Source organism: Rhodospirillum sp. A1_3_36 (genome assembly GCF_047263945.1).
GTDB lineage: Bacteria > Pseudomonadota > Alphaproteobacteria > Rhodospirillales > Rhodospirillaceae > Rhodospirillum.
In genome coordinates, this window is record NZ_JBLAVB010000015.1 from 51754 (window position 1) to 65002 (window position 13249).

The following is a 13249-nucleotide window of genomic DNA, read 5'->3' on the forward strand; positions in this document are numbered from 1 at the left end:
CCATAAGGTTAAATGTGGGTTTTAAGTATTTAGCGCGTTCCGTTTGATGGGCGGCGATCCGGCTTCTGATCCTCTGGATCTGGAGTGCCGGATGGCCTGCTGGCGTTGAAAAGAGTCACTTGATTGGTTTGGAAACGCGCTGGGGTGGGAAATTATGGTAGAGACAATCGCCGGATATGAGCTCGGTGAGCGCCTTTTTTCCGGCCAGCTGTCCGCAGTGTATCGAGGGAAACGCGGGGACGGCCGGGAGACGGTTATTATTAAGGTGTTGGATCAGAAATATCCGACAGCCGAACAGATGGCACGATTGCGCCACGAGTTTGCCATCGCTTCCCGCCTCACAGGGGAAGGGACGATCAAGGTTTTCGCCCTGGAAAAGTATGGCAATACCCTGGCGATTCTCATGGAAGACATGGGGGGAATCGATCTTGGTCGATGGATTCAGAACAGTCAGCCCAGCCTGTCCGAATTTTTCCCTTTGGCGATTCGTCTGGTGGATATTCTCGACGGTCTGCACCGTCAGGGGATCCTTCATAAGGATATCAATCCCAGCAATATTCTCATCAATCAAAGGACGGGGGACCTTCGGCTGATTGATTTCGGCATTGCCAGCGAGCTGGCAATGGAACGCCAGCAGGCAGCCAATTTGAACGTCCTTGAGGGAACCCTGGCCTACATGGCGCCGGAACAAACCGGGCGTATGAACCGACCGGTGGACTACCGTGCGGATTACTATTCCCTTGGGGCGACTTTCTATCAATTACTGACTGGACATTTGCTTTTTTCCTCGTTGGATCCGCTGGAAATCGTGCATTCCCATTTGGCGCGGAAGCCGACGGCTCCGTCCGACCTGAACCCCAGTGTTCCATCGGCACTCTCTGCAATTGTCCTCAAGCTGTTGGCGAAGGGCGCCGAAGACCGCTATCAGAGTGCCGCCGGGTTGAAAGCGGATTTGGAACGCTGTCAGGACCTTTACGCCTTGGTTGGCGGGGACGTGGACTTCCCCCTTGGCCAACAAGACGTTTCCGACCATTTCCACTTGCCGCAAAAACTCTACGGACGCGAATCCGAAATCGAAACGCTTTATGCGACCTTCGACAGGACGCGGCGGGGAGCGGCAGAACTGGTGCTTGTGGCGGGGTATTCGGGGGTTGGCAAAACGGCTTTGATCGAAGAGGCCCGCAAGCCCCTGGCAGGGGGTAAGGGGTATTTCATTACCGGGAAATTCGATCAGTACCGCCGGGAAACACCCTATGCGTCGATCATTGCTGCGTTCCAGGGGTTGATCCGCCAGTTGCTGACCGAACGGGACGAGCAGATCCAGGACTGGAAGGCCAAGTTGTTGGACGCCTTGGGGGATTTGGGGCGGATTGTCACCGATACGATTCCGGAAGTGGAAGCGATCATTGGTCCCCAAGGGGCATTGGATGAGATCGGTGCAGCAGAGGCGGAGAAACGCTTCACCGAGACCTTCGTGCGTTTCATTCAGGTGTTCTGTCAAGAGGAGCATTCCCTCCTTCTCTTCCTGGACGATCTTCAATGGGCTGATTCCGCCTCTCTGAAGCTGATCAGGCGTCTGATGGCTGGCCAGGGAGAACATCACCTTTTGATCATCGGAGCCTATCGCGATAATGAGGTTTCGCCCTCCCATCCCCTTGTCCTGGCGATTGAGGATATCCAGAAGAACAAGCGGGTCGAGACGATTTTCCTCAAACCTCTGAAGGAATCCGGGACGCGGGATCTTGTGGCCGATACGGTGGGCCGGACCGATGAGGCGGTCGACGAGCTGGCGGGCTTGATTTTCCGTAAGACCAAGGGGAATCCGTTTTTCATCAACCGCCTGCTTTCAACGATTTATGATCAGGGCCTGCTCTGGTTCGATGGTGAAAAGCGATGTTGGTCTTGGGATGCCCGGAAAATCAGCGAAATGCAGGTCAGCGACAACATCGTTGAGCTGATGGTGAAGCAGCTGCGCCAGCTGCCGCCGGGCACGCATTCCTGCCTTTTGATTGCCAGTTGCCTGGGGGGGCAGTTTGACGCCCGCATGATCTCCGTGGTGAGTGGTCAATCCTTGCATGATATTATCGCGGCCCTGTCCAAGGCGGTCCGGGAAGACCTGATCGTGCCCGTTGCTTCGTCCCTGCGCTACGCCCAGTGGATAACGGAGGAGGACGGACCAAGCGATTCGGTTTCGACGCAATACCGCTTTTGCCATGACCGCATTCATGAAGCCGCCTATTCGCAACTCTCCGACCGGGAGCGGTTGGAAACCCACCACCGAATCGGTATGGCGATGCTGGAGTCCGTTTCGGACGCCGATCTTGAGGACCATCTGTTCGATATTGTCGACCAATTGAACAAATCAGTCGAATTGTTGGTCGAGGATGCGGATCGGGCAAGGGTGGCGCAGCTTAATCTTGAGGCGGCGAAACGGGCGCGGGCTTCTGTGGCAAATAGCGCGGCTTTAGCCTATCTCGACGCGGGTATCGGTTTGCTTGGCGACATGGGGTGGCACTCTGAACATCGGACCATGTTCGATCTCTATTACAACAAGACAGAGTGCGAATTCCTTTGCGGACATCTGGCGCGCTCGGAACAGTCCTTCGACATCACGATTTCCCAGGCGCAGGACAATTGCGAGAAGCTCGCGATCTATGAATTGATGATGCGCATCCATTTGACCAGCAACAAGTTTGGTGAAGGCTTGAGGCTGGCTCGGGAAGCATTGAGCCTTTACGGAATGGCTTTGGCTTTTGATGACCCAAAGGTCATGCAGGACTTGGCCAACAAGGAGTTGGAGGAGGTCGAGGCCCGGTTGGCAAATCGCGACCTGAAGTCCCTGCTTGAAGCCCCCTTGCATGGCGATGAGGAATTGGGTCGACACTTCGCTATCCTGTTCCGGGTTTGGACTCTCTGCTTCCTGGGTGGTCACCTGCCGACCATGAACTATGCCGGATTGAAAATTGTCTCCCTGACTCTTGATAAGGGGAATGATCAGTATTCATCCTTCGGTTATATCGTGTACGCCATGATTCTGGTGGCAGAGAAGGAGAACTACAGTCAAGCCTACGAATTCGGCATGCTGGCCATGGAAATGAACCGGCATCTCGGCAATGTGGCAGCGATCCCTCCTATCAATAACCTGTTTGGCCATATTATTAGCCACTACAATATGCACTACCGTAATATCGTGGATATCTTTCAGGAATCCTACGAGGCAAGCCTGCGGAGTGGAGAGGTTGAATGGGGTGTTTGGGCGGTTAGCTTTATTTATCTATGCCCCTTTATCGAAGGACGGCCTCTCAACTCTTCCATCATACTCATAGATAAATTCTATGATTTTATCAGGCAGTCCGGAAGTGAAGCAATCCTGCACCTGACCAGTTTCCATAAAAACTTTATTTTGAACCTGAAAGGTGAAACGGAAACAGCAGATTCTATCGACACGGAGTTCTATCGCGAAGAAGACTTGATAGAGTACCTGAATAATTCGGAATTCGAATACGGGTGGCTTTGGTATTACCTATACAGGTCATTCCTGTTCTACCAATACGGGGATTGCGCCAAGGCTTTGGAGTATAGCATCAAGGCGGAAGAGAAGAAGATATTCGCCCCCGCCTTTATGAAGTATGCGGAGCAAACCTATTACCACGCGCTGATTCTGGCGGCGAACGGGACGACTCTTCCCGTGGAAAAGCGGCAGGAAACCGTGATCGCAATTGAGGGGTGTTGCGAGCGTTTGGAGAAATGGGCGAACTCTTGTCCGGAAAACTATCGCCATAAATATCTATTGGTTTCTGCAGAGTTGGCCCGCTTGCGGGGCGAGGACAACAAGGCCGGAGACCTGTTTGATGAAGCGATCAAATCCGCGCGCGAGAGCGAATACACTCAGAATGAAGCCCTGGCCAATGAGCTTGCTGCTTTGTCCTTGATCGGCCGTGGCAAGGAAACCGCAGCCCAGGGATATCTGATTGAGGCCCATTATTTGTATGAGCGCTGGGGGGCGTCGCGGAAGGCGGAACAACTCCGTGCCCGCTACCCCTCTCTCCTTCGGAGGGTGGACCTGCCGACGATGGTGGGGGTGTCGACGACGAAAACCGATACGGTGTCTTTGGATTTGGTCGCCATCATCAATGCGTCCCAAGCCCTGTCGGCGGAAGTGAATCTGGGGCGTGTTCTCGAAAGTTTGATGCGCATCCTGCAAGAAAACGCGGGTGCTCAGAATGCGCGCCTTTTGCTGCGTAGCGGTGAAACTTGGCGTGTGGAGGCAGATCTCTCGGGGCGCTCCATCGAGGTTTTGCAGTCGCGAATGGTCTTGCTCAACGCGCCGACCGATGACCAGTTTCCCCTTCTTCTGCTGCGCTATGTGGCGCGTAGTGCGGGCAATGCCGGTGAAGGTCGGGCGACAGAAAGTCCGGACCGGACAGATGAGGAGGGCATCACAAGTGGTGTGAGGGTGGAAGAGGCCGGATTGGTGGTCATTGATGACCTTTCTGCGGACTCCACTTATCGCCATGATCCCTATGTGGTTAAACATCAGCCTCGGTCCGTCCTTTGTCTGCCTGTGCGCAATCGCAATCGTCTGGTCTGCATTCTTTATCTGGAAAACAACTTGGCCACGGGCGTCTTCAATCCGGAGCGGGTCGAATTGTTGAGGATGATTTCCTCGCAGGTCGCCATTTCCATTGATAACGCGCGGCTCTACGATCACTTGGAAACCCAGGTAACGGAGCGGACCACAGAGTTACAGTTGGCGAAGGAAGAGGCAGAACAGGCTCAGGCGCGGGTTGCCAATCTATTGGATCACTCCGGCCAGGGCTTCCTGTCCTTCAATGCCAGTTTGGTCGTGGACCCCAATTACAGCCGGGCCTGTGTCGCGATGTTGGGAGAAGTTCCGGCGGGGAAGGATGCAACGCAGGTGCTTTTCGGAGACGATGCGCGAAAGGCGGAATTGTTTCGGCTGGGCGCCGGAATTGTGTTCAAGGAAAAAGATCCCTATCAACGGGAAGTGATCCTCTCGCTGTTTCCCGGTGAAATTTGCCGTGGCTCTCGCATTCTGAATGTGACCTACACGCCCTTGGATAACGGCCATATCATGACCGTGTTGACCGATATCACCGAGGAACGGCGCCTTGAGGAGACGGTCCGGAAGGAACATCGGGGATTACAGATGGTGGTCGCCGCTGTGACCGAAAACCGTGATTTCTGTGATGCGGTCGCCTCTTTCCAGGACTACTTGGATCGGGGATTGGCGGCGACCTTGCTGGCAGGGAGCGATCCGCGTGACGTTCTGGAAAAGGTGTATCGGGAGGTTCATACGTTTAAGGGAACGTTGAACCAATTCAGTTTCCTCCATGCGCCTGAGGCGCTCCATGCGTTGGAGGAGGAACTTGCGGAGGTGTCTCGGGACTCCGAAGGGGTGACCGTCGCCGATATTGCCGGGCTGTTCGCCGTCGCGGGTCTGTCAGAAAGTTTCGAAAAAGATTTGAAGGGGTTATGTCAAATCCTGGGAGATGATTTCCTGGAAGGGGGCGCACGGGTCTCCTTGACGGCGACGCAGGCGGTCATGCTGGAACAACTGGCATCGAGCCTGCTGAAGGGCGATCCGGTGGATGTGACCGCAGCGGAAATGCGGCGTCTGTTGGTGGATATTGGGTATCTGCGGAAGGTTCCCTTGCGCGATGTCATGATCTCCTACGAGCGGGTGGTTCGGCAGGTTGCAGCTCGATTGGAAAAAGAAATTGGGCCGATGCAGGTTGAGGGCGGTCATGATGTCTGGATTAATCCGGAGCAGTATGAACCCTTCTTGCGCTCGCTTGCCCATCTGTTCCGGAATTCGGTGACGCATGGGATCGAGGATCCGGATGATCGCGTGTTGGTCGGCAAGGAAGAAGCCGGAAAAATCGCCTGTTCGATCAGCAAAGAGGGGAGTTCTATTGTCCTGCTGATTGAAGATGATGGGTGTGGAATCGATGCTGATGGCATCCGGAGGAGGGCGTTGGAGGCCGGACTGGTCGAGACTGAGGTGATCAATCGCCTGTCTCGGGAGGACGCGATTGATTTGATCTTCCTCGACAGGATGACGACCAAGAAGAAAGCCGACCTGTTTTCCGGTCGGGGCGTCGGTCTGTCGGCCGTGCGGGCGGAGGTCAGGCGGTTGGGGGGAAGCGTGACTGTCCGCAGCGAGCAGGGGCAGGGGACGTCCTTTGTCATCACCTTGCCGCTCTCCTCCGACGTGTCTTTGACCGAAACGGTCCATGACCGGGGAGAAGCGTGAGGTCATGGACGGGGCATAGGCAGAACGATAAAGCGGCAAGTCGTTTCTGAAGAGTGCTAAGCGTTATCGGTGCTGTTTGAGTTTTTACCGCCTTCGGTTCCGACGATGCTTGATTAGGTGCGTCAAACCGGTTAATCCAAGTAGAAGTTCAGTTTTCTCGCTGCCCATCCTTTTAGGGGAGACCAAGATGTTAGGCCCCAAGATACCAGGATCTTCTGAGAGTAACGCCTTTAATAAAAGCGTTGTCTCGTCCCTGTTGTCATCCATTCTAGCCCGGGTCAAATACGTACTGGGGGAAGAAGCGAATATCGAGGTACGAGAGGTGTTGTCGATTGATAGCGCCGTCGATAAGCTTCACCTGCATGACATGACCGTTCTGGCCGGGCTCGGCTCTCCGGTCAACGTCCTGGTGGCTTTCAGCTTCGAGGAAGATTTGGTTGTGGGGCTATTCGAAGGTATGGCCGAGGGATTGGAGTTGGATGGCGAGGACATAGATCTCTATAAGGAGGAATGTGCCGCCGAAGCGATCAATATTGTTTTAGGGTTGAGTACGGCCGACCTTCAGTCCGAGGATATTACCATCAGCTTGTCTCCGCCCGTAGTGCTGGACAATGCACGGTGGATCCACCGCCATAAGAATGCCCATTTCGCCTGCATGCGATTGACGACGGATAGGGGATTTCTGGATGTGAACGTCGTCGGTCCCCGGGATCTGTTCGACGAACGCATGAACTACACAGTATAGGAATCTCAATGTCTTCCCTTCGTGTTCTCGTCGTCGATGACTCTCTTATTACGGTGAAAAAAATCACCGGTATTCTCGCTGAATTAGGACATAGCGTCGTTGGTACCGCTGGTACTGGTGCCGGTGCCGTATCCGCCTATCGGGAGTTGAAGCCGGATATGGTGACCATGGATATCACCATGCCGGATATGGATGGCGTGGAGGCTACACGCCTGATTATTGAAGAATTTCCGAGCGCCACAATTATTATGGTCACCTCCCATGGCCAGGAGCGGATGTTGTTCAACTCCCTTGAAGCGGGCGCCAAGGGTTATCTTTTGAAGCCCTTGAAGAGAGACAAGCTGGAAAGCCTTATCGAAAAGGCTATGACGCGGGGCGTTTGACGCTAGAGCGGAATGAGGAAAAGTGTGTGCGGTTTTCCGTCTCATTCCGCTCTAACGATATGATTTGGATCACGTTTATGAAATCAGGTCGGGCAGACTTGATTTCATAAACGTGATCCAGGCCTTGACGACCTTTGGGTTCGCTCCACGGGGCGTCGTCGGGGGCCCTTCCGTTCAGGTGATGCGAACCTTCCGGGTTGGGGGGCTCGCTTCCTGCACAGGGGTCCCAGGCCAGTCGGATCGGGGGCGGACGCGACATGAACGAACAAGATGTGCGTCGTCAGGCTGCTAAATCCTTGTCGGCGCTGTTTGACACCCTGTACGAGGGGGCTTTCGCGGTTGATTTATCCGGGCGGGTCACCTGGATGAACCATAAGTTCAAGGCGCTGATCGGCTGGAATGGCGCCGAACCGGTGGAAGGCCAACCCATCGAGGAGGTTTTGCCTAAAAGTCGTATGCACCGGGTTCTGGAAACCGGGCAGGCGGATCTTTTAGATCTGGTGCCTTTGGGACGCCACCAACTCACCGTTTCCCGCCTCCCCCTGCACGATGACTCCGGAACCCTGGCCGGAGCCATGGGCGTTATCCTCTATGACCGGTTGCATAGCCTGAAGCCTCTGGTTGACCGCTTTCAAACCCTTCAGGAGGATTTGGAGAGGGCCCGCCAGGATTTGGCCCGAAGCCGGGCGGCCAAGTACAGTCTTGCCACGTTCGTTGGCGGGGCAGAGGGGGTGCGCGCGTTGAAACGCCGTGCGCGCCAGGCTGCCGACCGCGAGGCTCCCGTCCTCATTACCGGTGAGACCGGGGTGGGCAAGGAACTGCTGGCCCATGGCATCCATGCCGCTTCGGGGCGGGCGGCCAAACCCATGGTGCGGATCAATGTCTCGGCAATCCCCGAAGGTCTTTTGGAAGGCGAATTGTTTGGCGCCGCGCCGGGCGCCTATACGGGGGCTGATCGCAAGGGGCGGGAGGGCAAAGTCAAGCTGGCCGACGGGGGCACCTTGTTCCTTGATGAAATCGGCGACATGCCCCTGGCTCTGCAAACCAAGCTGCTGCGGGTGCTGCAGGAACAGGAGATCGAGCCGCTCGGTGCCAATAGGGTCATTCCCGTGAACGTGCGCGTCATCTCCGCCACCAGCCGGGATTTGCCCGCCATGGTCGCCGACGGTAGCTTTCGGGCCGACTTGTTCTACCGCCTGAACGTTCTTCCTCTCCACGCCCCAGCCCTGCGGGATCGGCTGGAAGATTTGCCGTTGCTTTGCGATGCCCTGCTGGAGGGGATGGCCGAGCGGGATGGTGGCGTGCCCCGGTCCGTTACGGAGGAAGGGCTGTGTCGCTTGGCTGACCACGACTGGCCAGGGAACGTGCGCGAACTGCGGAATGTCCTGGAGCAGGCCGTCGCGGCCGCGGAGGACGACCACCTGGGGCCGGAAATGTTCGACGCCCTCCTGCCGCCGCCAAAGAGGAAGAGGTCCGCGCCGGTCCCACCCTCGGCGGTCGGGGAGGAGGGACGGATCCGTCCCTTACGCGATCTTCTCGCCGAGACCGAGGCTGCGGCCATTCGGGCGGCCCTTGAAGCCACGGGTGGCAATCGGGGGCAGGCTGCCAAGGCCTTGGGGATTTCCCGCAGCCAGTTTTACGAGAAGCTGGCCTCCATGGAGGGGGCAGAGCCCCCCGTCCGGAAAGCCGGACAAACCCAATGACCGTCCGGAAAGCCGGACAAACCCAATGACCGTCCGGAAAGCCGGACAAGTCTGGTGATTGTCCGGGAAACCGGACAATGTCTTATAATTTATTGAATTTCCTTGTATATTCTCCTGAGGCTGAGTGATTTGTCCGGAATCCCGGACAGGGGGCGATCGAACCCGCAGCGCTGATTTGCGGAGATCTGCGGGTTCTGGCTTTGGCATGTCTTGTGCACAAGACTACGGGAAAACTCCCCCGTAGAGGGGACAAGCGAACAGGTTCCAAGGAGGAATTCATGTCCCTGCCCCGTACTCTCGGGCTGGCTTTGGCTGGTCTTGCCCTTTCGGCGACCGCTTCGGTGGCCGTTTCAGGCGCCTGGGCCGCCGACCCCGTGAAAATCGCCCATGTCTATGGCAAGACGGGCGCGCTCGAAGCCTATGCCAAGCAATCCCATACGGGCTTGATGATGGGGCTGGAGTATCTGACCCAGGGCACCATGGAGGTGGCCGGACGCAAGATCGAGGTCATCGAGAAGGACACCCAAGGCAAGCCCGACCAGGGCCGGGCCCTGTTGGCCGAGGCCTATGGCGATGACGAGGTGGACTTGGCGATTGGCCCCGTGTCTTCCGGTGTGGCGCTGGCCATGCTGCCGGTGGCTGCAGATTATGCCAAGGTCCTGATCGTTGAGCCGGCCGTGGCGGACAGCATCACCGGCGAGAACTGGAACCGCTTCATCTTCCGCACCGGGCGCAATTCCTCCCAGGACGCCATCGCCAATTCCAAGGCTTTGGGCAAGCCCGGCGTGAAGATTGCCACCTTGGCCCAGGATTATGCCTTCGGACGGGACGGTGTCGCCGCCTTCAAGGCCGCCTTGAAGGGCTCGGGGGCCGAGGTGGTCTTCGAGGAATATGCACCCACCGACACAAAGGATTTTACCGCCCATGGGCAGCGCCTGTTTGACGCCCTGAAGGACCAGGCCCCAAATGACCAAGATGGCGAAAAAATCATCTTCGTGATCTGGGCTGGGGGCGGCAATCCGCTGGGCAAGCTCAAGGCGATGGCGCCGGAACGCTATGGCATCGAATTGTCCAGCGGCGGCAATATCCTGCCAGCCATGGCGGCCTACAAGGATCTGCCGGGGATGAAGGGAGCGACCTACTATTATTATGACATCCCCCAGAACGCCATGAATGCCTGGCTGGTCAAGGAACACTTTGCCCGATACGGCGAGCCCCCCGATTTCTTCACGGCGGGCGGTTTCGCCGCAGCCTCCGCCGTGGTTGCCGCCCTGGAAAAGACCGGAGGCGACACCGACAGCGATAGCTTGATCGAGGCGATGGAAGGCATGTCCTTCATGACTCCCAAGGGCGAGATGACCTTCCGGCCCGAAGACCATCAGGCCATGCAGGACATGTACGCCTTCAAGATCGACGTGAAAGACGATGTGGCCTGGGGCATCCCTAAGCTGACCCAGGTGATCAAGCCCTCTGACATGGACATCCCCATCCGCAACAAGCGGTAAGTCCCCCTGTCGGCATCCGGGCGGGCCCCGCCCGCCCGGACAGCTCTTTTCTTCCCCCATGCGTTCCCCTGTCGAGGATGTCCATGTTGGACCAAAAGGAACATCCGGTCCTGGTGACCGAAGGCCTGACCATTCGCTTTGGTGGTCATGTGGCCGTGAACGAGGTCTCTTGCGGTTTCGACCGGGGGACTCTGACGGCCATCGTCGGCCCCAATGGGGCGGGGAAGACCACCTATTTCAACCTCATTTCCGGCCAGCTTCCCGCCACCAGTGGCAGGGTGCGCCTGCATGGGGAGGACATCACTGGCCTGTCGGCCCCCAAACGCACGGAACGGGGCATCGGTCGGGCCTTCCAGCTCACTAACCTGTTCCCCAATCTGACGGTGCAGGAGAACGTGCGGCTGGCGGTGCAAGCCCGCACGGCCCATGGGTTCAGCCTGTTCTCCATGGCCAGCAGCCATGTGGAAATGATCGAGGCCGCAGACCATGTCCTGGGTCGGGTGGGGTTGCTGGCCCGGGCCGAGGACATCGCCGCGACCCTGCCCCATGGAGATCAGCGCAAGTTGGAGGTCGCCCTGCTGCTGGCCCTGGAACGGGATGTCCTGATGTTCGACGAACCGACCGCCGGGATGAGCGTCGACGAGGCCCCGGTGATCCTGGACCTGATCCACGAAATCAAATCCGACCCCTCTAAGACCATCCTGCTGGTGGAGCACAAAATGGACGTGATCCGCTCGCTGGCCGACCGGATCATCGTCTTGCACAACGGCTACCTCGTGGCCGACGGCGACCCGGAGGAGGTCATGGGTAGCCCCATCGTCCAGGAAGCCTATTTGGGAACGGGAGCCGCCGACCATGTTTGAGACCGACAGCCAGTCCTCGATGCGGGCCGACGCCGGGCGTCCCCCCCTGCTGCGCCTTTCCGGTGTCCATACCCATATTGACCAGTACCACATCCTCCAAGGTGTGGACCTCGAGGTGCCCGAGGGTGCTTTGACCATGCTGTTGGGGCGCAACGGGGCGGGCAAGACCACGACCATGCGCACCATCATGGGTCTGTGGACGGCCAGCGCGGGGGAGATCACCTTTGCCGGGGAGCGCCTGAATGGCCTGAAGACTCCGGACATCTCCCGCAAAAGCATCGCCTATGTGCCGGAGACCATGGGCATCTTCGGCGGGTTGACCGTGCGGGAAAACATGGTCCTCGCCGCCCGAACGGGCCCCATGGACGAGGACCGGTTGCGCTGGATCCTCGACCTGTTTCCGGCCCTGGAGAAGTTTTGGAATGCGCCGGCGGGCGCCCTGTCCGGCGGCCAGAAACAGATGTTGGCCATCGCCCGGGCGGTGATTGAACCCTCCCGGCTTTTGTTGATCGACGAACCGACCAAGGGGCTCGCCCCGGCCATTGTCGGCGCCCTGACCGAGGCGATCCGTCAGCTCAAGGGATTCGGGGCCACCATTCTGATGGTCGAGCAAAACTTCGCCATGGCCAAGGCGGTCGGCGACACCGTGGCGGTCATGGACAGTGGACGCATTGTCCACAGGGGATCCATGGCCGACTTGGCGCAGAACAAGGACCTGCAGGAAGGACTCCTGGGCCTGAGCATGGAGATGCACCAATGAGAGCGGCGGCCTCCCGTTTCCGCCTTTTCGGCGCCTGTCGTCCCTCGCCTGTCCAACTGCTGGTTCCCGGGTTGATGGTCGTCGCCCTGGTGCTGGTGGGCAATCCCTCCACCTGGGTGACTTTGACGCTGGCCGGGCTGGCCATGGGGATGATGATCTTCATCATGGCCTCCGGCCTGACCCTGGTCTTTGGCCTGATGGATGTCCTGAACTTCGGCCATGGGGCCTTCATTTCCCTGGGTGCCTTCGTCGGCGTCACCGTCATGGCGGCGTTGTCGCCCTGGATGGCCTCCCCCTCCCTGGCGGCAAACCTGGGGGCCATTGGCTTGGGCGCCCTGGTGGCCATGGCCGTGGCTGGGGGCTTCGGCTACCTGTTCGAGCGGACCATCATCCGGCCCGTCTATGGGGATCACCTGAAACAGATCCTCATCACCATGGGGGGGCTGATTGTGGTGGAGCAGGTGATTTATGTGCTCTGGGGGCCGGATGCCATTCCCATTCCCCGGCCCGATAGCCTGAAGGGCGCCTTCGCCTTCGGTGATGTGGTTCTGGAGAAATACCGGATCTTGGCGGTCTGCCTCGGCCTGGTGATCTTTGCGGCCATGAGCCTGACCCTGAGGCGCACCAAGATCGGCCTGCTGATCCGCGCCGGGGTCGAGAACAGCGAGATGGTGGAGACCCTGGGCTATCGGATCGGCGCCCTCTTCATTGCGGTGTTCGTGGTGGGCTCGGCCCTGGCGGGGCTGGGCGGAGTCATGTGGGGTCTCTACCAGGAGGTCATCACCGCACCCATGGGCATGACCGTAATGATCCTGATCTTCATTGTCGTGATCATCGGCGGCCTGGGCTCCGTCGAGGGGTGCTTCCTGGGAGCCTTGTTGGTGGGACTGATGAACAATTACACCGCCTATCTGGCCCCAAAGGTGGCACTGGGGTCGAGCATCCTGCTGATGGTGGCGGTCCTGATGTGGCGGCCTGAGGGTCTGCTTCCTCCGGCGAAGGGACGGTAGGTC

8 protein-coding genes are annotated in these 13249 nt (G+C 58.1%); all 8 read left to right on the plus strand.

Annotated elements, in window-relative coordinates; all coding sequences use genetic code 11:
- Positions 1 to 154: 154 nt before the first annotated feature.
- The 8 genes from ACLIRY_RS21400 (at position 155) to ACLIRY_RS21435 (ending at position 13246) form a co-directional block, all read left to right on the plus strand.
- A complete protein-coding gene (locus tag ACLIRY_RS21400; protein ID WP_413207462.1) occupies positions 155 to 6277 on the plus strand; it encodes an AAA family ATPase in 6123 nt (2040 codons plus the stop codon).
- A gap of 256 nt (positions 6278 to 6533) precedes the next feature.
- Positions 6534 to 7022: a chemotaxis protein CheX gene (locus ACLIRY_RS21405; RefSeq protein WP_413207463.1), complete on the plus strand. Its 489-nt coding sequence runs from the start codon at positions 6534 to 6536 to the stop codon at positions 7020 to 7022.
- Between the two features lie 8 nt (positions 7023 to 7030).
- The gene (locus tag ACLIRY_RS21410; RefSeq protein ID WP_413207464.1) at positions 7031 to 7405 is read left to right on the plus strand and encodes a response regulator; all 375 of its coding nucleotides are present in this window, start codon (positions 7031 to 7033) and stop codon (positions 7403 to 7405) included.
- Between the two features lie 257 nt (positions 7406 to 7662).
- Positions 7663 to 9108, plus strand: coding sequence for a sigma-54 interaction domain-containing protein (locus ACLIRY_RS21415; RefSeq protein ID WP_413207465.1), 1446 nt, complete (start codon positions 7663 to 7665; stop codon positions 9106 to 9108).
- A 278-nt stretch (positions 9109 to 9386) separates the two neighbouring features.
- A complete protein-coding gene (locus ACLIRY_RS21420; protein ID WP_413207466.1) occupies positions 9387 to 10613 on the plus strand; it encodes a substrate-binding domain-containing protein in 1227 nt (408 codons plus the stop codon).
- Positions 10614 to 10696: 83 nt separating this feature from the next.
- Positions 10697 to 11476, plus strand: a complete 780-nt coding sequence (locus ACLIRY_RS21425) for an ABC transporter ATP-binding protein (RefSeq protein ID WP_413207467.1) — start codon at positions 10697 to 10699, stop codon at positions 11474 to 11476.
- Positions 11469 to 12236 (plus strand): ABC transporter ATP-binding protein, encoded by a 768-nt coding sequence (locus ACLIRY_RS21430; protein WP_413207468.1) that lies wholly within the window; start codon positions 11469 to 11471, stop codon positions 12234 to 12236. Before ACLIRY_RS21425 ends, ACLIRY_RS21430 begins: the two co-directional genes overlap by 8 nt.
- The gene (locus tag ACLIRY_RS21435; protein ID WP_413207469.1) at positions 12233 to 13246 is read left to right on the plus strand and encodes a branched-chain amino acid ABC transporter permease; all 1014 of its coding nucleotides are present in this window, start codon (positions 12233 to 12235) and stop codon (positions 13244 to 13246) included. The genes ACLIRY_RS21430 and ACLIRY_RS21435 overlap by 4 nt, the downstream gene beginning before the upstream one ends.
- Positions 13247 to 13249 lie beyond the last annotated feature (3 nt).

Bases quoted from the DNA above. Each gene is read 5' to 3' on its own strand.
- ACLIRY_RS21420 (WP_413207466.1), top strand. From the start codon at position 9,387: ATGTCCCTGCCCCGTACTCTCGGGCTGGCTTTGGCTGGTCTTGCCCTT.
- ACLIRY_RS21415 (WP_413207465.1), top strand. From the start codon at position 7,663: ATGAACGAACAAGATGTGCGTCGTCAGGCTGCTAAATCCTTGTCGGCG.
- ACLIRY_RS21435 (WP_413207469.1), top strand. From the start codon at position 12,233: ATGAGAGCGGCGGCCTCCCGTTTCCGCCTTTTCGGCGCCTGTCGTCCC.
- ACLIRY_RS21410 (WP_413207464.1), top strand. From the start codon at position 7,031: ATGTCTTCCCTTCGTGTTCTCGTCGTCGATGACTCTCTTATTACGGTG.
- ACLIRY_RS21400 (WP_413207462.1), top strand. From the start codon at position 155: ATGGTAGAGACAATCGCCGGATATGAGCTCGGTGAGCGCCTTTTTTCC.
- ACLIRY_RS21430 (WP_413207468.1), top strand. From the start codon at position 11,469: ATGTTTGAGACCGACAGCCAGTCCTCGATGCGGGCCGACGCCGGGCGT.
- ACLIRY_RS21425 (WP_413207467.1), top strand. From the start codon at position 10,697: ATGTTGGACCAAAAGGAACATCCGGTCCTGGTGACCGAAGGCCTGACC.